The organism is Escherichia sp. KTE52 (assembly GCF_000408325.1).
GTDB classification, from domain to species: domain Bacteria; phylum Pseudomonadota; class Gammaproteobacteria; order Enterobacterales; family Enterobacteriaceae; genus Escherichia; species Escherichia marmotae.
Genome location: NZ_KE138680.1, coordinates 226,089 through 244,457, shown reverse-complemented (window position 1 = coordinate 244,457; position 18,369 = coordinate 226,089). Strand labels below are relative to the sequence as shown.

Sequence of the window (18,369 nt, the reverse complement as noted above, 5' to 3'; positions counted from 1 at the left end):
TATCATTGAGTGACCGGTATTGATAAATCCGGTGGTTTAAGGGGATAGAGCAACAATCGCACCACTCTTGCCCGGTTTGCCCGGAAATATAAAAAAATGTGAAGCGCCTCGAAACTTAATGGTTTTTTGTGAATGATCTCACAGGTGCCAAATGAGAATTAAAATCACTCCTGAACGTTATTATTCTTATGGCTTTTATCATCTTTTCTCATTTCTCAAAAACAGTGGTTCCTTATCATTATGATAAAGGAGTGGAGGGTGGATTAAATATTTGAACGCAATCGTTTAGCTTGATTTTCTAAAATTAAGTATGCCATTTTTGCGCATTAATAAAGTCATCCGGAGTATCAATGTCTAAAATTATTTCTTCATTTTCCATCTCGACGGAATAATGTTCACCCATGCGTAATGCCTGACGCATATTGATTACATTGGGGCGTTGTATTGCCTGCATCAGGCTCGATTTTGAGATTAAAATGGGATGGCCAGGGATACCATTGTGTAGCGGGAGTATTGCGCCGCTGTTACGTAACTGCCAGATTTTTAGGAAAATATCTCTATTTAGAGTTGGCATGTCACCATGGGTAATAAAGCAATGCTCTGTTTGCACTTCGTGGGCTGCTGCCTTCACCGAGGTCAGTAAACCCTGCTCATAATCTGGATTATAAATAAGAGTAATATTGGCAGTATGTGCGTAGCGATGATGCAGTTCATTGGCGCGAAAACCTGTGACTAAAATAATTCGGCTACAAAACTGCAACGCATTTTTGATACTTGCATCAAGAATTGTTCCTTGCTGCCAGGGTAACATCATTTTCCATTGTCCCATTCTTGATGATAATCCGGCAGCGGTAATTATACAGTCGATAGCTGGCATAGTCGTTCCATTAATTATATTGGGTAATAACGTCTGGGGATTACGTTACTTCCTGGTTAATGAATTTGTGGGGTTAATTTATCCCTGAGAGGACTATAAAGATTTGTGAAAAGTATAATTGACCCATCAGCGTTATTCATTGACTTAGACGTGCAGAAACGTCCTGCTGTGATTTCAGTTGTTGGCGCAGGGGGGAAAACCAGTCTGCTTTTTTGGCTGGCAGAGGTACTCCGGGCTAGTGGCAGACGTGTGTTAATTACTACGACTACGCATATGTTTATGCCAGTTTCTCATTGGCCTGTAGTTTTTTGCCGTGATCCTGCAACACTTCCTCATGCGTCTCTCACATCTCCCATTTTATTTTGTTTTCATCGTTGGAAAGCGATACAGGGGAAAGCACAGGGATTTTCGCCAGATGCCATTGATGCACTGGCGCAACGGTCGGAATGTGACGTAATTCTCATTGAGGCTGATGGCTCGCGTGGAATGCCGTTAAAAGCGCCGGATGAGCACGAACCTTGCATACCACGAAGCAGTTGTTGCGTGATTGCTGTGATGGGGGGGCATGTTTTAGGCGCAAAAGTTGGCGCGGAAAATGTCCATCGCTGGCCGCAGTTTGCCGACATTACTGGCCTGACGCCGGGGGCGACCTTGCAACTTAGCGATCTTGTTGCCCTGGTTCGCCATCCGCAAGGTGCGTTTAAAAACGTGCCATCAGGGTGTCGGCGGGTCTGGTTTATTAACCGTTTTTCTCAATGTGAGAATGCGATTGCGCAAAGCGAACTACTCAAACCACTGCAACACCACGACGTAGAGGCAATCTGGCTGGGCGATATACAAGAGTATCCTGCAATCGCGCGCAGATTTGTGAATTAGCGACCTGGGTATTCCGGGTTACTGAAAGGATATCGATTGAGGTTGGTATGAATATTTTCACAGAGGCTGCAAAACTCGAAGATCAAAATTGTCCGTTTGCTATGGCGCAAATTGTGGATAGCCGAGGCTCTACTCCCCGCCATTCTGCACAAATGTTAGTGCGTGCCGATGGTTCCATCGTTGGTACGATTGGTGGAGGAATGGTTGAGCGTAAGGTGATTGAAGAGTCGCTACAGGCATTGCAGGAACGTAAGCCGCGATTATTTCATGGACGAATGGCCCGTAACGGCGCGGATGCCGTCGGGTCAGACTGTGGAGGCGCAATGTCAGTGTTTATCAGCGTGCATGGTATGCGGCCACGTCTGGTGTTGATCGGCGCGGGGCATGTTAACCGGGCGATTGCCCAGAGTGCTGCGCTATTAGGGTTTGATATTGCTGTTGCCGATATTTATCGCGAAAGCCTCAATCCTGAACTTTTCCCGCCAGCAACCACGCTTCTACATGCCGATTCGTTTGGTGCAGCGGTAGAGGCGCTGGAAATTCGACCTGATAATTTTGTTCTCATTGCCACGAATAATCAGGATCGTGAAGCTCTCGATAAACTCATTGAACAGCCCATTGCATGGTTGGGGTTACTGGCAAGTCGCCGCAAGGTTCAGCTTTTCCTGCGTCAATTGCGTGAGAAAGGCGTGGCTGAAGAACATATTGCCCGTTTACATGCACCAGTTGGTTATAACATTGGTGCGGAAACGCCGCAGGAGATCGCCATCAGCGTGTTGGCAGAAATATTACAGGTGAAAAATAACGCGCCGGGCGGGTTGATGATGAAACCTTCGCATCCTTCCGGGCATCAACTGGTGGTGATTCGTGGCGCGGGAGACATTGCCAGTGGAGTGGCGTTACGTCTGTATCATGCGGGTTTTAAAGTGATCATGCTGGAAGTTGAAAAGCCGACGGTGATTCGTTGTACCGTAGCGTTTGCCCAGGCCGTGTTCGACGGTGAAATGACAGTTGAAGGTGTTACTGCTCATTTGGCTTCGACCCCTGCGGAGGCGATGAAACTGACTGAGCGAGGATATATCCCGGTAATGGTGGACCCTTCCTGTTCGCTGCTTGATGAACTGAAACCGCTGTGCGTGGTAGATGCCATTCTGGCGAAACAGAATTTGGGTACGCGTGTGGACATGGCACCGGTAACAATTGCGCTCGGGCCTGGTTTTACCGCAGGAAAAGATTGCCATGCGGTTATTGAAACAAACCGTGGGCACTGGCTGGGACAGGTGATCTACTCCGGTTGTGCGCAGGAGAATACCGGTGTTCCAGGTAATATTATGGGGCATACCACCCGGCGGGTTATTCGCGCTCCGGCGGCGGGTATCATGCGCTCGAATGTGAAATTAGGCGATCTGGTAGAAGAGGGTGATGTTATTGCCTGTGTTGGCGATCATGAAATTAAAGCGCCGTTGGCTGGTATGGTGAGAGGCTTGCTGAACGATGGGCTGGCTGTCGTCGGCGGTTTTAAAATCGGTGATATCGACCCTCGTGGCGAAACGGCTGATTTCACCAGCGTTTCTGATAAAGCCCGGGCGATTGGTGGTGGTGTACTTGAGGCGTTAATGATGTTGATGCACCAGGGCGTTAAAGCGACGAAAGAAGTACTGGAAGTGGCTTAAATGAAAACGGCCGGATGGCATCACCACCCGGCCTTTAACTTACTGGCAAATCACCGTTCCGGTTTTACCTTCAATCCCTTCTTTCGCTTTGCTTAACACGGTAATCAGCGCTTCGCGGCCTGCGCGAGAGCGAGCAAATGACGCGGCGGCTTCCACTTTCGGCAGCATCGAACCTTTAGCAAAATGCCCCTCATCAATAAAGCGTTCTGCATCGGCCAATGACAGGCGGTCGAGCCACTGTTCATTCTCTTTACCAAAATTAATTGCTACTTTCTCTACCGCAGTAAGAATGATCAGCATATCGGCATCGATCATTTCTGCTAAACGGGCGCTGGCCCAGTCTTTATCGATAACCGCGCTGGCACCGCGCAGATGGTTACCTTCACGAATCACCGGAATACCGCCACCGCCAACGGTGATTACGACCTGGCCGGCATCTACCAGAGCTTTTACCGTCTCTTTTTCAATAATATCAACTGGTTTTGGCGAAGCGACGACACGACGATAGCCACGACCCGCATCTTCTTTCAGGGTGTAACCCTGTTTTGTCAGTTGTTCTGCTTCCTGCTCGGTAAAGAATGAGCCGATCGGTTTGGTCGGATTGAGGAATGCCGGATCGTTAGCGTCGACTTCAACTTGGGTAACCAGCGTTGCAACGGGTTTATTAATGCCACGAGAAAGCAGTTCTTCCCGTAAGGCGTTTTGCAGATCGTAACCAATATATCCCTGGCTTAAGGCGACACAGACAGACATCGGCAGCATAGGCGAATGCGCTTCCGTTTTTGCGGCAGCTTCGAATGCCTGGTTAATCATGCCCACCTGTGGCCCATTACCATGAGTGACGATAACTTCATGCCCCTGGGCAATTAAATCAACAATTGCCTGAGACGTAATTTTTACCGCTTTCATTTGTCCGGCCAGATCATCGCCCAGCGCATTCCCGCCCAGGGCGAGAACAATTTTCTTACTCATTTTTCCTCACTCATCATTCTTGATTGTGTATAGATCCCTGGCAGTGGTTAGAACACGGGAGGGACAAACGGTTTGCGTCGCAGGAAACGTCCCCGTCCGGCTTTGCCTGTAAAGGTGCCGTCACAGAAAATCGTTTCACCACGGGATAGGGTTCTGACAATTGCACCCTGGCAGGTAAAGCCCTCCCAGGGCGAGTAGTCAGCATTGTCGTGGAGATGGCAATGCTGAATTTGCTGGCTCTGATGTGGATCTATAATCACTACGTCACCATCTGAACCGGGCGCTAATGTTCCTTTTTGTGGCCACAGGCCAAACAGTCTGGCGGGCATTGCACTGGTTAATTCAACAAAACGCTCCGGTGTGATACGTCCGGTCATTACGCCGCTGGAGAACAGCAACTGCATACGATTCTCCACACCGGGAAGGCCATTTGGGCAACGGCTGAAATCACCTTTGGAAATCTGCTGGCGCTGGGCCATTGAGAAGGTGCAGTGATCGGTCGCCACCACGTCAATCGCACCATCGCTGATGCCGCACCACAGCTTGTCCTGCTCGCGAACGTTGCGCAGCGGTGGGCTAAGAATAAATTTCATGCCGTCTTCTGCGTCATAACTACGTTCGTCGAGCAGAAGATATTGCGGACAAGTTTCAACCCAGACAGGCTGGCGGTTCGCGCGGGCAAGGCGCAGATAATCCAGGCCTAAGCCGTTAGACAGGTGGACGATATAGAGCGGTACGTTACCGGCAAGTTTTGCCAGGTTGATCATTCGGGCGATGGCTTCCGCTTCGCACTCCAGCGGTCGACTCAATGCGTGATAGCGCGGCGCGGTTAGCCCGGCAGCGATAAACTCCGCCCGCTTACTGGCGATAGCAGCATCATTTTCCGGGTGTACGGTGGTTAGCGCGCCGGACTCATGCAAACGGCGTAACGCCTGTAACACTTCGTCATCGTTGAGTTTGTATTGATAGGTTAAATAGAGTTTAAAACTAGTCAGCCCTTCTTCGACCATCATCGGAATTTCATCGAGGATAGCGTGATTGATATGCTGGATAACACCGTGAAAGCTGTAGTCGATGACCGCTTTATGGGCGGCATAACCACGATAAACTTCCAGTTGATGGCGTAACCGGCAGCCGTTTGGGCCAAATCCCATATGGTCAATAATGGTTGTTGTACCGCCACACGCAGCCGCGCGGGTGCCGGTAAAAAAATCATCACAACTGCGCGCAATGCCGACATCAATATTAAAATGCGTATGGACATCCACGCCGCCTGGGAAAACGTAACAGCCAGTGGCATCAATTTCTTCATAAGGGAGCTGCGGCGAAATATCGTTACCTAACTGGCGAACAATCCCGCTTTCAATCAGCAAATCCTGCTTTGCTTGCCCATCAGCGTTAACAACAGTGCCGTTTTTGATCAATACACGCATAGCAAACTCCAGAAACCCTCCGGCGAACCGGAGGGGAATAAGTGATGAATAATTATTCGGTTGCCAGCCAGCTTAATGGGATTGCCGCATACATAGCGGCACAGGTTACCAGGTGAGATTTCCAGGTTTTTTCGTTTGGCGCGTGCGCTTCAGGTTCTTTACCGGGGCCAAAGCCGATAACCGGAATACCGTGACGGCCCATGATGGAGACGCCGTTAGTTGAGAATGTCCACTTATCAACGACCGGTGCTTTGCCGAACAGCCCTTCGTAGGCATTCACCAGCGCTTTAACGGTGAAGTGATCTTCTTCTACTTTCCAGGTCGGGAAGTAGCATTCGGTTGGGTAAACCAGACCAGTCCAGGACGGACGGTCGTAGTTGTACATAGAAACGACTGCGTTGGCTTTCTGTACCGCAGGCAGCGCGCGGATTTCATCCAGTGCACCTTCCCATGTTTCGCCCCAGGTCAGACGACGGTCAATAGAAACTGCGCAACTGTCTGCGACAGCGCAACGACTTGGGGAGGTAAAGAAGATTTCGGAAACGGTCAGCGTACCTTTACCGAGAAATTCGTCATAGCCCAGACGTTGGGACAGTTCTTGTAATTCGCCAAGAATTGGGCCCATTTTGAAAATGGCGTTATCTCCGCGTTCTGGTGCAGAACCGTGGCAGCTAACACCCTGAACATCAACACGGATTTCCATACGACCGCGCTGACCACGGTAGACCTGGCAGTCGGTCGGTTCAGTACTGACCACAAATTCCGGACGAATACCGGATTGTTCAATAATGTACTGCCAGCACAGACCGTCGCAGTCTTCTTCCTGCACTGTCCCCGTTACCAGCAGGGTGTATTCATCTTCCAGCCCCAGATCTTTGATGATTTTACCGGCATAAACCATAGACGCCATGCCGCCTTCCTGGTCAGAAGTACCGCGACCGCCGATCAGTTCATCAGTTTCCATACCTTCGTACGGGTCGAATTCCCAGTTTTTGATGTTGCCAATACCGACGGTGTCGATGTGAGCATCCATTGCAACCAGACGCGGGCCGTGGCCGATATAACCGAGAACGTTGCCCATCGGGTCGATTTCAACTTTATCGAAACCTACTTTTTCCATCTCTTCTTTAATACGATGCACTACGCGTTTTTCATCGCAACTTTCGCTGGGAATCGCAACCATATCGCGCAGGAAGCGGGTCATGTCTGCCTGGTAATCTTTTGCTTTTTCAAGAATCAGTTTGAATGGAATATTCTTAGCCATTATTTTTCTCCAGATTTTTGACTCCCCGTTTGGCGGGGAGCTATTTCCAATAGGGGGATTATGGTGCTACAGAGTGTTTGCCTTCCCAGACAACTTCGCGGTAGTGCTTCACGTCAGTGTCGCCTTCAGTGCTGATAACCAGCACCACGGCATCTTTGTTCAGCGCCAGTTTTTCCATCAGACTTTGACGTTGCGGGTGATAATGAACAGCCGCAAGAACGCCTAAACCGACAGCGCCAGATTCACCGGAGATGATGCGCGGATCGTTGCCGTAGGGATTACCCAGCACGCGCATACCTAATGCGGCAACGCTGTCCTGGCAGGAGATGAATTGGGTGGCACAGTTACGTAAGATTTCCCAACCCAGCGGATTCGGTTCGCCGCAGGCCAGGCCCGCCATGATGGTGGCCATATCGCCGCCAACGTTAACGATGTCGCCTTTGACGCCAGAGCGATAAATACAGTCAGCTTTGTCAGGTTCAACAATGATGCTGTGCAGATTTTGAGGACTATAGACATCCACCAGATATCCCAGCACGCCGCCGGCCATTGCGCCGACGCCAGCCTGCAGCAGGACGTGAGTTGGCGTAACGCCCATTTCACGCATTTGCTCAACAGCCTCATCCGCTAATGTGGCGTAGCCCTGCATGATCCAGGTTGGGATTTTGGTATAGCCTTCCCAGGCGGTATCTTGTACGACTTCCCAGCCGTGTTGCTGAGCGTGTTGCATAGTCAGGCGGACGGTATCGTCATAATTCATGTCGGTGACGATGCACTCGGCGCCGAGGTTCAGAATGGCGTCTACACGCTCCTGAGCAGAACCTTTCGGCATGTAAATCACCGCGTTTTGACCGAGTTGTTGAGCAGCCCAGGCAACACCGCGCCCGTGGTTGCCGTCGGTGGTGGTGGCGAAGGTCATCTTTTCGCCAATGGCATTTTTCAGATGCTCAAATGACAGTGTTTCGATATCCAGATGATATTTTTCGCACAGTAACTGAGCGATAGCGTACGCACCGCCGAGCATTTTGAAGGCGTTCAGACCGAAGCGTTTTGATTCGTCCTTAACGAGAATTTTCTTTACACCAAAAAGAGTTGCGAGATCGTCCAGCGCACAAAGCGGTGTTGGGCGATAGCCAGCAATTTTCTGGTGAAACTGGCGCGCCAGTTTTGCCTGGTTTTGCGAAAAGAGCGGTGATGTTTCGCCGTTGAAAAATTTGTTATCGACGATATCAACCTTCAATGAGAAAACGGACATATCCTATCCTTTTGGCCTCTGGAAATAGAGAGCCGACCTGCCGATCGGCTCGAGGGGTTATTTCACGCGTTCTTGCGCTTCTTTCAGCAGTTGTTCGAGCAGTGCACCAGGTTTGGAATATTTACGGGAAAGGATCATCGCGGCGATGATATAGGGTTTCCAACTGGCTTCTTTGTAGGTAGCGATACGGTATTTTTCGAATACGCCTTCCGTGACTTCACCTTCTTTGCAGGATACGCCGCTAATATCGGCTGGCAGACAGTGCATATACAGGGCTTCACCGTCGCGGGTGAGTTCCATCATCTCTTCAGTGCAATGCCAGTCTTTATGTTGCGCGTTCTGTGCCAGGCACTGTTTTTCCAGTGCTTTTAAGCCTTCGTGATCGTTCGCGCGCAGCAGTTCAGTTCGCTCTTCCATTACTTTATAAGGTGCCCATGACTTCGGATAAACGATGTCTGCGTCTTTGAATGCTTCTTCCATGCTGGTGACCTGACGGAAGCTACCGCCGGATGCTTTAGCGTTGTTTTTAGCCACTTCAACGACATCCGGAATCAGGTCATAGCCTTCCGGATGAGCCAGGGTGACATCCATACCGAAGCGAGTCATCAGGCCGATAATGCCTTGCGGTACAGAGAGCGGTTTACCGTAGCTTGGGGAATACGCCCAGGTCATGGCGATTTTTTTACCTTTCAGGTTTTCCAGTGAACCAAAGTGTTCACGTAACCATGCCAGGTCGGCCATAGACTGAGTCGGGTGGTCGATATCGCATTGCAGGTTAACTAAAGCCGGACGCTGCGGCAGTACGCCCTGTTTGTAGCCGTCGTCAAGCGCGGCTCCCACTTCACGCATATAGGCGTTGCCTGCCCCCAGATACATATCGTCACGAATACCGATAGCATCGGCACAGAAGGAGATCATATTGGCCGTTTCACGAACGGTTTCGCCGTGCGCAATTTGTGATTTACCTTCATCAAGATCTTGCTGCGCCAGGCCGAGCAGATTAAGCGCGGAAGCATAAGAAAAACGGGTGCGGGTAGAGTTGTCGCGGAATACGGAAATACCTAATCCACTATTAAAGACTTTGGTCGAGATGTTTTCAGCACGCAGTGCTTTTAACGCTGCGGCAACGTCCAGTACTTGTTTCAGTTCATCTGGCGTCTGTTCCCACGTTAACAAAAAATCTTTCTCGTGAAGGTGAGAGGTCAGCGAATTGATATCCTTAATCAGCTCATTAACAGTTTTCATCATAAAGTCCCGATAGTGGAATGACAGGCAAAGTGGTTTATTTCACTGTGACATGCCAATGTGATTGGTGTTTTCACAGCTATACCAGGAACTAACAATAAACATGCCAGAATTATCTGCATGGTTATGAAATGCTAATTTAACGAATAATGTGTGGGTTTGATCACAAATTATTGATGTGCTATGGAACATCAAAATATACGGAAACGATTGGCTTTTTTTATGCAGTTATTTATTTGCTGCTAAGCATCAGAAATAAGATAAAGAGGCAGGTAAATCGTCGTCAGTTTGATAAATGCACTCCCGTAATTCTCATATTGATATAGAAATGTGATATCACTTCCATAATTTCATTAGAAAATGATAAAAATCCTATGTTTTTAGCAAAGCTATATTTGTCTGAGTTAATATCGTCATGACCTGTGAACCATCAACGTCTTCAATGATCGACTTTTAAGTGATTCTGGAAGGTAAAGCTATGGAGCTTGTTTCTACGCAGTCAGTATTGATGCAAATTCAACCAACAATTCAGCGTTTTGCCAGAATGCTAGCCAGCGTTTTGCAGCTTGAGGTTGAGATCGTTGATGAAAACTTGTGCCGCGTCGCTGGAACTGGCGCATATGGGAAATTTCTTGGTCGCCAGTTGAGTGGCAACTCGCGCTTGCTCCGCTATGTCCTCGAAACCAAAACCGAAAAGGTTGTGACACAATCTCGCTTCGATCCCCTTTGTGAAGGTTGCGACAGTAAAGAGAGTTGTCGTGAAAAGGCATTTCTGGGCACGCCTGTTATTCTACAGGAACGCTGTGTCGGGGTAATAAGTTTGATTGCTGTTACTCATGAGCAACAAGAACATATCAGTGATAATTTACGCGAATTTTCAGATTACGTTCGCCATATATCGACTATTTTTGTTTCAAAGCTTCTGGAAGATCAGGGGCCAGGAGATAATATAAGTAAAATATTCGCTACCATGATTGATAATATGGATCAGGGAGTATTAGTTATTGATGAAGACAATCGTGTTCAGTTTGTTAACCAGACTGCATTAAAAACTCTCGGTGTTGCTCAAAATAATATGGTTGGGAAACCTGTTCGTTTCAGGCCATTAACATTTGAGAGTAATTTTACTCATGGCCATATGCAGCATATCGTTTCGTGGGATGATAAAAGTGAATTGATAATTGGTCAGTTGCATAACATACAGGGCCGACAGTTATTTTTAATGGCATTTCACCAATCTCATACCAGTTTTTCCGTGGCGAATGCCTCTGATGAACCGCATATTGAACAATTAGTTGGCGAATGCCGGGTTATGCGGCAATTAAAACGACTCATTAGCCGCATTGCGCCTAGCCCATCCAGTGTTATGGTCGTTGGTGAAAGTGGCACCGGGAAAGAAGTGGTGGCTCGCGCAATCCATAAGCTGAGTGGACGGCGGAACAAACCATTTATTGCTATCAACTGTGCGGCGATTCCGGAGCAGCTTCTGGAGAGTGAGCTGTTCGGTTATGTTAAAGGCGCATTTACTGGCGCTTCAGCCAACGGCAAAATAGGGTTGATTCAGGCGGCGAATACAGGCACGTTGTTTCTTGATGAAATTGGCGATATGCCATTGATGTTGCAGGCTAAATTACTGCGAGCTATTGAGGCGCGTGAAATCCTGCCGATTGGTGCCAGTAGTCCAATACAGGTCGACATCCGCATCATTTCTGCAACCAACCAGAATTTAGCCCAGTTCATTGCCGAAGGTAAATTTCGCGAAGATCTCTTCTACCGACTCAATGTCATTCCTTTAACTTTGCCACCGCTGCGTGAACGTCAGGAAGATATTGAACTGCTGGTGCATTACTTTTTACATCTACATACCCGTCGTTTGGGATCGGTTTACCCAGGTATTGCTCCAGATGTTGTGGAGTTACTGCGTAAGCATTATTGGCCAGGGAACCTGCGAGAGTTAAGCAATCTGATGGAATATCTGGTCAACGTTGTTCCTTCTGGTGAAGTCATTGACAGCACGCTTTTGCCACCCAATCTGGTAAATAACGGTGCGATGGAGCAAAGTGAGATGCCAGAAGCTTGCGAGGCACATTTGGCACTTGATGATACTGGCGGCACGGCGCTGGAGGAGATGGAAAAACAGATGATACGCGAGGCGCTTTCACGTCATAACAGCAAGAAGCAAGTCGCTGATGAACTGGGTATCGGCATTGCTACCCTCTATCGTAAGATTAAAAAATATGAGTTGTTAAGCGTGTAACCACGGTAAATCCGGCCTGAATTCAGGCCGGATTTCGTTTTACTTCGTTTCTTCGCAGTCCAGTACTGTATTCACAATCATCTGATAACCGGTGCAGCGACAGAGATTTCCCGCCAGGCCACGACGAATCTCCGTAATGGTTAATGGTTTCTCTCGTGGTTTCGCCAGCATTGCCGTGGTGGCCATAATCAACCCTGGCGTACAAAAGCCACACTGCACTGCGCCGGATTTCGCATAAGCCTGTTGAACATGAGAAAGTTTGCCACCTTTTGCTTCGCCTTCCAGCGTGCGGATCTCTTTTCCTTCAGCCCATGCGGCCAGGTATAAACAACTGTCGATTGCCGTTCCGTCAACCAGTACTGTACAGGCACCGCATTCGCCAACGCAGCAACCTTGCTTGACACTAAGCAGTCCTTGTTCGCGGAGCATCTCCGAAAGTGGCATTCCTGGTGCGGCGTGAAGCTGAAAAGGCATACCGTTAATGACACATTCAATGGTAATACTTTTGCTGTGATTCATTGCAATGTTCCCCCCGCCGCGGCGACGGCTTCGCTAATGACTTTTTTGGTCATCGTCTGGATGAGATGCAGACGAAACTCTTTACTTGCACGCCAGGAAGAACGCGGGGCGACATCCTGTAGGACTGATTCGCTAATAGCTTCCAGCGTTTGCTGAGTTAATGGCGCGTTTTGTGCAGCCTGTTCAGCATGTTGGCAGCGAATCGGCGTTGGTGCGGCAACACCAAATGCCAGGCGTAATTCACTGAAATTGCCGTTGTCCAGGCGGCAATGAGCAGCGCAACCGATGGTTGAAATATCCATCGCGTCGCGCATGGCATATTTAAAATGCGCGCTACCTGCATGTTCTTTCGGTTGCGGTGGGAAATGAAATGCGACAAGGATTTCATCATGCTCAAGGGAAACCTTGCCCGGCCCGGTATGAAAGCCGTTAATCGGGACGAAGCGAACACCGCGCGGGGAGTGGATCTCCAACTTCGCGTCATATATCAGTGTTGGCGTGGCTGAGTCTGCGCTGGTGGCACCGTTGCAAATATTTCCACCGTAGGTCGCGACGTTACGGATCTGCGGCCCGGCAATTGACGAAGCCGCAGCACATAACGCCGGGAGATGACGCTGGGTTAATAGATTTTCAATTAACTGGGTAAAGGTCGTCGCGGAACCGATTCGTAGCGCGCCATCTTCCGCCAGCGTAATCCCCCGAAGCTCTGCCAGATTGTGGATATCAACAATATGACGGTAACGGTCATTGTGATGGTGGAGCTGAATCAGCACGTCAGTGCCACCGGCGAGCAGTTTGGCCTGCGGATTGTGAGTCAGCAGGTTGATGGCATCGGCAAGGGTGGTTGCGCGATGGTAAGATGCAAAATCAAACATGATGTTATCCTCAAATCAATCCTGCCAGATGGAACTCTTCGTATAACCGTTTTGGCGTCAGCGGCAGGGTATTGATTGCAACACCGGTAGCCATTTTCACCGCGTTACGAATCGCAGCGGCGACAGGAATTATTGGCGGCTCACCCAGTGACTTATGTCCGTATGCGGATTGTGGTTCATTGATTTCGACAAACGCGCTTTCCAGTTGTGGCAGATCCGGCATGGTCGGCATTTTGTAATCCAGCAGATTGGGGTTACGTACCACACCACTTTTCGCATCGATAATCATCTCTTCAAATAACGCCCAGCCAATGCCCATTCCCATTCCGCCGTGTACCTGACCTTCAGCCAGCAGCGGGTTAAGAATATGGCCCGAATCATGGACGTTGAGGATGCGATTGATGGTCACTTTACACAGCGCAATATCAACCGTCAGATCAACAAAAGTACAGCCAAATGCCGGTGGGTTAGTGGTGGTTTTGATCGAGCTTTCAGCAGAAAGTTGCCCGCCGCGCTCAGGATGATAAAAAGCATCCATCGCCAGATCTTTTAACGACAGCAATGGCTCTTCCGGCCTTTTAACCAGCGCGATATGGCCTTTTATCAGTGTCAGATTCATCGCTGACTGATGTAGCATTACAGCGGCATGAGCGATGATTTTCTCTTTCAATAGCAATGCAGCACTGCGTAACGCAGGCGCGGCAACATAGCTCTGGCGTGAAGCAAACGCACCTGGATCGAATGGCGTAATATCGGTATCTTGTGTCGAAATCACGCGGACATCGCTGACCGGAACACCCACGGTTTCAGCCACCATTTGCGAGAACACAGTGTCGGCACCCTGACCGATTTCCGTAGCGCCGCTTTGCACGTTGATAGTTCCATCCTGATTCATCAACAAGCGTGCGCCCGCGATTTCTACACCAACAGGCCAGGTGTTAGAGGTGTAGCTAAAACAGGCAACGCCAACGCCGCGGCGCAAATTGCCTTGCAGGTTCTGGCACTCTGCACGTCGTTTTTCCCATTCAAAGATTTCCCGCCCTTTTTCCAGACACTCAGGTAATCCGGCACTGTAAATGCGTTTTCCAGTGAGTGGATTTGCATCGCCTTCACGGGCGGCATTACGTAAACGAATTTCTACCGGGTCAAGATCTAACGCGGTAGCGGCGTCATCCAGCATTGATTCGACGGCAAAAACGACTTGCGGTGCGCCATAACCACGCATTGCGCCAGCCGAGGGTAGATTGGTATAGCAGGTCTTTGAGCTGTAAGCGTAGGCGCAACGAGGATAAAGATACGCGACTTTGTTACCACCTGCGGAAGCAATGGAATGGCCGTGAGAGGCATAAGCACCCGTGTTGGACAGAACATCCAGACTATAGCCTTTCAGCGTACCATCGTGGTTAACCCCCATTTTCCCGTCAATGGTAAAAGCGTGGCGGGTACGGGTCGCCAGGAAACACTCTTCACGACTAAGGGAAACTTTCACCGGAATACCGCCGAGCTTGCTGGTCAGGAATGCCGCCATTGGCTCCTCCAGCACATCTTGTTTATTACCAAAACCTCCACCGACAAACGGTTTGATTACCCGCACGCATGACCAGGGAATATCCAACGCCTGACCGACAACGCGGCGAACAATGTGCGGGATCTGCGTACTGGAGACGATGGTAATTCGCGCGTCATCCTCCATCCACGCCAGCGATGTCACACTTTCCATGTGGCAATGTTGAATGACGGGAGTCTGATAGTGTCCCTGCACCTGGTAATCGGCGGCATCGATTGTTTGCTGGACATTGCCCGTAGACATCGTGCTTTGCTTAAGCAAATTACCGCGGCTGTGAATTTTAGCGGCGTCTTCTGCAAGTGCCGCTTCTGGTGTGGTGATAACGGGTAATTCTTGCCACTCAATACTGACTAATTGCGCTGCTTTTTCTGCTGTGAGTTCATCTCGGGCCACGACGATGGCAACGGCATCACCATGATGGCGAACATGGCGAGTTAACAGTGCGCGATCGGCGGTATCGCGTTTATTTTCGTCAAGTGTCCAGGCATGCCCTGCCGTGGCGAATGGGATATCCGGTACATCTTCCCAGGTAAAAATAGCCAGTACGCCAGGCAGACTTCTGGCTTGTTCATCATTAATACTTACGGCATAACCATGTGCGATAGGACTACGTACATATTTCGCGTAACACATGCCCGCCATAACATAATCGTCAGTATATCGTGCCCGCCCGGTAACCTTAGCAATGGCATCTACGCGCATACATGATTCACCTGTAGCGGTTGCTTCCCGCGCTTCCATAGAAATCCCCTTGATTTGAACATTTGGTTCTTATGGCAATGATTTAGTCTTTGAAGGCAAGAATTACGCCAGAAACGACTATAAGCATGAGGGGAGGAGGGAAGTGTGATGTTGTTAATAAAACGCCAGGGATGATGTGGTTTTTATCAGCAAAGCAAGAGAGGGCTGTGTATCAATATGAGTGTGATAAAAATCATTGTGATAAATGAATATTAGGAGGCAGTCAGGATGCTTTCTTTTTCGTTATGATGTACTAATGGTGGTTATCCTATCCTAATAGATTCATTAACAATTCTTGATTTGTACATCCATTTTCCGAGCAATGGATTGGGTATCTGACAGGTGACTGCTATGATATAGCGTCTTGTTTTTTGAGCGAGGAAAGATTTTGAGCGCAGGACGCCCGAATAAAAAAATGCTGGGTATCGTGATGCTGTTATCGGCTGGACTGCTTCTGGCTGGCTGTTCGGGTAGCAAATCATCAGACACAGGAACGTATTCCGGCTCCGTTTACACCGTGAAACGGGGGGATACGCTTTATCGTATTTCACGCACCACGGGAACAAGCGTAAAAGAACTTGCCCGGCTCAACGGCATTTCTCCCCCCTATACCATCGAAGTAGGCCAAAAGTTGAAACTTGGTGGGGCAAAAAGCAACCGCAGTTCGCGGAAATATACCGCCAAATCAACGACGAAAACAGCGTCAGTAACGCCGCCGCCAGTGGTTCCGAAATCTTCATGGCCACCTGTTGGACAACGTTGCTGGTTATGGCCAACGAGTGGAAAAGTTATCATGCCTTACTCAATGGCAGATGGCGGCAATAAAGGGATTGATATTGCTGCAGCGCGCGGGACGCCAATATACGCAGCCGGTGCCGGTAAGGTGGTGTATGTCGGTAACCAATTACGCGGCTACGGTAATCTCATCATGATTAAACACAGTGAAGATTACATCACAGCCTACGCTCATAACGACACGATGCTGGTAAACAATGGGCAAAGCGTTAAGGCTGGGCAAAAGATAGCGACGATGGGTAGTACTGATGCAGAATCCGTGCGGTTACATTTCCAGATTCGTTACCGTGCTACAGCAATTGATCCTTTGCGCTACTTGCCGCCACAGGGCAGCAAACCAAAGTGTTGATGGTGAATTAATCAGCAGTCAGTAGCAAGACACTTGCTAAGAAGAGCGTAAGGTTTATAATGCCTTACGCATCTCAAAGCGGGCGTAGTTCAATGGTAGAACGAGAGCTTCCCAAGCTCTATACGAGGGTTCGATTCCCTTCGCCCGCTCCAGTTTTTTTACGCCCTCATATATTATTTCTTTATAACACATCAAGCTACCGCATATTGATTATTAAAATCGATAGTATTGTTATAATTTGTCAATTGCCTTAGTTTTTGGATGTTGTTAATAATAGCTAAATGGTGTTCTTTCTCAGTGCCGTGATAAGAGAGTACGCTTTTTTTATTCTGCATTGTAGAGACATATGCATCAATGGATTTTTTTATTATCGCAGTTTTATGTGTTTTTGGTTCAAGTAACAGTGATTGTTCTATACAAGAGATTGCATCCTCAATTCTTTCATTATATATGTTTACCAGTGACTTATAGTAGTATAGGGAAGCGACATCTAATATTTTTATTTGTGCATGATCAAAAAAAATACGTGATGTTGTTGCTTGTCCAGAAAGACCAGTTATCAACCCCATAATTCCTAATATCTTACCATCAAAAATAGCTTTATCTGATACCTTATCTATAAATTCTAATGCCTTTTGAGTAGCATGTTTATGTTCATATATACCATGAAGAGCCAGAGACATATGGCATTCAGCTAACAGACAATAGCATTCATTTATTAGTAACTGAGTATTGTATTTTTTTATCAGGTTTTCAAATATAGTTATTGCTTTGACAATGCTTTCTGGTGTGAACTCATTTAGTGCATTTTTCCCAGCAGACATTTCTTTGGATAAAACATGCTCATTAGATGATTCGTTTTGGCTAATCAATCCTGGTGCAGTTTCAGGATCCTTCGTGACCATATACAAGTTACTTATTATAAATTGTGATATTTTTTGTATATCATCAGCCTGAAGATGAGTGCTGGCAACAAGATAAAAACTTTTTGCATCGATCACCTCAACATATAAGCTGTTTGATGTGTCATGTTGGTTAATCCTTCCTGTTATAAAATAATCTGGTTTGAATCTGGCCAGAAAAGCTGTTTGGGATTTATTATCTATACAATACTGGGTTGCAGCCATTGGGTATATATATAGGTTATCGTTTTTTTTATTTGAAATGAACTGTATAAGCTCTTGATTAAGTGTTAATGGATCCTGGTGGCTGTGAGACGTTGTAAATGGGAATAAAGCAATAGTGCTTCCTGCTTCATTATATTGATTTCCTTTTATTTTGAATACTTGTCCACTGAATCGGTAACCTTTTCTATATATGGTTTCTATACAACGGGTATAACCAACTTGTTCAAAAATACATCTTAATGAATATATACAACGTGTAAGGGACTCATCACTTATAATTACATTTTTCCACACGGATTCGATGATCATATCTTTTGATACAACATTGCCAGCAGATTCAAGCAATACAAATAATACACCTAGCTCTTTGGGGGGAATGTAAGATTGCTCATTCCCTTTAGTAAGAATACCATCTTCTGTCAGTATTATCCCATCAGGGAAATGATATGAAAATTTAATTTCTAAATCCATTAGCTAACCTCTGTGAATTTTATGGCTATTTGCGTCCTGCATGAGTAATAGATATGACTGATACTCATATATA

At 47.9% G+C, this 18,369-nt stretch carries 14 protein-coding genes and 1 tRNA gene; 5 read left to right on the top strand and 10 right to left on the bottom strand.

Annotated features, from left to right (window positions below; translation table 11 throughout):
• Positions 1-304: 304 nt before the first annotated feature.
• Positions 305-877, bottom strand: coding sequence for a molybdenum cofactor cytidylyltransferase (mocA, locus tag A1SC_RS10410; protein WP_001110887.1), 573 nt, complete (start codon positions 875-877; stop codon positions 305-307).
• 105 nt (positions 878-982) lie between these two features.
• Here mocA and yqeC point away from each other — a divergent pair, with 105 nt between their 5' ends.
• On the top strand, positions 983-1,753 hold the full coding sequence (gene yqeC / locus A1SC_RS10415; RefSeq protein ID WP_010378585.1) for a selenium cofactor biosynthesis protein YqeC: 771 nt from the start codon (positions 983-985) through the stop codon (positions 1,751-1,753).
• Between the two features lie 47 nt (positions 1,754-1,800).
• Positions 1,801-3,426 carry a selenium-dependent molybdenum cofactor biosynthesis protein YqeB gene (gene yqeB, locus A1SC_RS10420; protein ID WP_001020352.1) on the top strand — a complete coding sequence of 542 codons (1,626 nt, stop codon included), beginning with the start codon at positions 1,801-1,803 and terminating at the stop codon, positions 3,424-3,426.
• Between the two features lie 39 nt (positions 3,427-3,465).
• On the opposite strand, the gene arcC is transcribed toward yqeB, so the two are convergent.
• Genes arcC through ygeW form a run of 5 tightly spaced genes read right to left on the bottom strand, consistent with a single transcriptional unit; the run spans position 3,466 to position 9,595 of the window.
• On the bottom strand, positions 3,466-4,398 hold the full coding sequence (gene arcC / locus A1SC_RS10425; protein WP_000037989.1) for a carbamate kinase: 933 nt from the start codon (positions 4,396-4,398) through the stop codon (positions 3,466-3,468).
• A gap of 47 nt (positions 4,399-4,445) precedes the next feature.
• Positions 4,446-5,831 carry a D-phenylhydantoinase gene (hyuA, locus tag A1SC_RS10430; protein ID WP_016262500.1) on the bottom strand — a complete coding sequence of 462 codons (1,386 nt, stop codon included), beginning with the start codon at positions 5,829-5,831 and terminating at the stop codon, positions 4,446-4,448.
• Positions 5,832-5,883: 52 nt separating this feature from the next.
• Positions 5,884-7,095 (bottom strand): YgeY family selenium metabolism-linked hydrolase, encoded by a 1,212-nt coding sequence (locus A1SC_RS10435; protein ID WP_001107131.1) that lies wholly within the window; start codon positions 7,093-7,095, stop codon positions 5,884-5,886.
• 58 nt (positions 7,096-7,153) lie between these two features.
• Positions 7,154-8,350, bottom strand: a complete 1,197-nt coding sequence (gene dpaL, locus A1SC_RS10440) for a diaminopropionate ammonia-lyase (protein WP_000110506.1) — start codon at positions 8,348-8,350, stop codon at positions 7,154-7,156.
• 57 nt (positions 8,351-8,407) lie between these two features.
• A complete protein-coding gene (gene ygeW / locus A1SC_RS10445) occupies positions 8,408-9,595 on the bottom strand; it encodes a knotted carbamoyltransferase YgeW (protein WP_001360948.1) in 1,188 nt (395 codons plus the stop codon).
• A 478-nt stretch (positions 9,596-10,073) separates the two neighbouring features.
• Between ygeW and A1SC_RS10450 the strand changes: the two genes are divergently transcribed.
• Positions 10,074-11,852, top strand: a complete 1,779-nt coding sequence (locus A1SC_RS10450) for a sigma-54 interaction domain-containing protein (RefSeq protein ID WP_001517013.1) — start codon at positions 10,074-10,076, stop codon at positions 11,850-11,852.
• Positions 11,853-11,891: 39 nt separating this feature from the next.
• Here the strand turns inward: A1SC_RS10450 and xdhC are convergent, their stop codons facing one another.
• Genes xdhC through xdhA form a run of 3 tightly spaced genes read right to left on the bottom strand, consistent with a single transcriptional unit; the run spans position 11,892 to position 15,554 of the window.
• Positions 11,892-12,371 carry a xanthine dehydrogenase iron sulfur-binding subunit XdhC gene (gene xdhC, locus A1SC_RS10455; RefSeq protein ID WP_001016641.1) on the bottom strand — a complete coding sequence of 160 codons (480 nt, stop codon included), beginning with the start codon at positions 12,369-12,371 and terminating at the stop codon, positions 11,892-11,894.
• Positions 12,368-13,246, bottom strand: coding sequence for a xanthine dehydrogenase FAD-binding subunit XdhB (xdhB, locus tag A1SC_RS10460; protein WP_001517012.1), 879 nt, complete (start codon positions 13,244-13,246; stop codon positions 12,368-12,370). The genes xdhC and xdhB overlap by 4 nt, the downstream gene beginning before the upstream one ends.
• Positions 13,247-13,256: 10 nt before the next feature.
• Positions 13,257-15,554, bottom strand: coding sequence for a xanthine dehydrogenase molybdenum-binding subunit XdhA (gene xdhA / locus A1SC_RS10465; protein WP_000388122.1), 2,298 nt, complete (start codon positions 15,552-15,554; stop codon positions 13,257-13,259).
• Between the two features lie 388 nt (positions 15,555-15,942).
• Between xdhA and actS the strand changes: the two genes are divergently transcribed.
• Both actS and A1SC_RS10475 read left to right on the top strand, forming a co-directional pair.
• Positions 15,943-16,698: an amidase activator ActS gene (gene actS, locus A1SC_RS10470; protein ID WP_001517011.1), complete on the top strand. Its 756-nt coding sequence runs from the start codon at positions 15,943-15,945 to the stop codon at positions 16,696-16,698.
• A 78-nt stretch (positions 16,699-16,776) separates the two neighbouring features.
• A tRNA-Gly gene (locus tag A1SC_RS10475) sits at positions 16,777-16,850 on the top strand.
• A 39-nt stretch (positions 16,851-16,889) separates the two neighbouring features.
• On the opposite strand, the gene A1SC_RS10480 is transcribed toward A1SC_RS10475, so the two are convergent.
• Positions 16,890-18,296 carry a winged helix-turn-helix domain-containing protein gene (locus A1SC_RS10480; protein WP_016262499.1) on the bottom strand — a complete coding sequence of 469 codons (1,407 nt, stop codon included), beginning with the start codon at positions 18,294-18,296 and terminating at the stop codon, positions 16,890-16,892.
• Positions 18,297-18,369 lie beyond the last annotated feature (73 nt).

Excerpts from the sequence above, each read along its gene's own strand:
- mocA (WP_001110887.1), bottom strand. The coding sequence starts at position 877 with ATGCCAGCTATCGACTGTATAATTACCGCTGCCGGATTATCATCAAGA.
- yqeB (WP_001020352.1), top strand. The coding sequence starts at position 1,801 with ATGAATATTTTCACAGAGGCTGCAAAACTCGAAGATCAAAATTGTCCG.
- arcC (WP_000037989.1), bottom strand. The coding sequence starts at position 4,398 with ATGAGTAAGAAAATTGTTCTCGCCCTGGGCGGGAATGCGCTGGGCGAT.
- hyuA (WP_016262500.1), bottom strand. The coding sequence starts at position 5,831 with ATGCGTGTATTGATCAAAAACGGCACTGTTGTTAACGCTGATGGGCAA.
- A1SC_RS10435 (WP_001107131.1), bottom strand. The coding sequence starts at position 7,095 with ATGGCTAAGAATATTCCATTCAAACTGATTCTTGAAAAAGCAAAAGAT.
- dpaL (WP_000110506.1), bottom strand. The coding sequence starts at position 8,350 with ATGTCCGTTTTCTCATTGAAGGTTGATATCGTCGATAACAAATTTTTC.
- ygeW (WP_001360948.1), bottom strand. The coding sequence starts at position 9,595 with ATGAAAACTGTTAATGAGCTGATTAAGGATATCAATTCGCTGACCTCT.
- A1SC_RS10450 (WP_001517013.1), top strand. The coding sequence starts at position 10,074 with ATGGAGCTTGTTTCTACGCAGTCAGTATTGATGCAAATTCAACCAACA.
- xdhC (WP_001016641.1), bottom strand. The coding sequence starts at position 12,371 with ATGAATCACAGCAAAAGTATTACCATTGAATGTGTCATTAACGGTATG.
- xdhB (WP_001517012.1), bottom strand. The coding sequence starts at position 13,246 with ATGTTTGATTTTGCATCTTACCATCGCGCAACCACCCTTGCCGATGCC.
- xdhA (WP_000388122.1), bottom strand. The coding sequence starts at position 15,554 with ATGGAAGCGCGGGAAGCAACCGCTACAGGTGAATCATGTATGCGCGTA.
- A1SC_RS10480 (WP_016262499.1), bottom strand. The coding sequence starts at position 18,296 with ATGGATTTAGAAATTAAATTTTCATATCATTTCCCTGATGGGATAATA.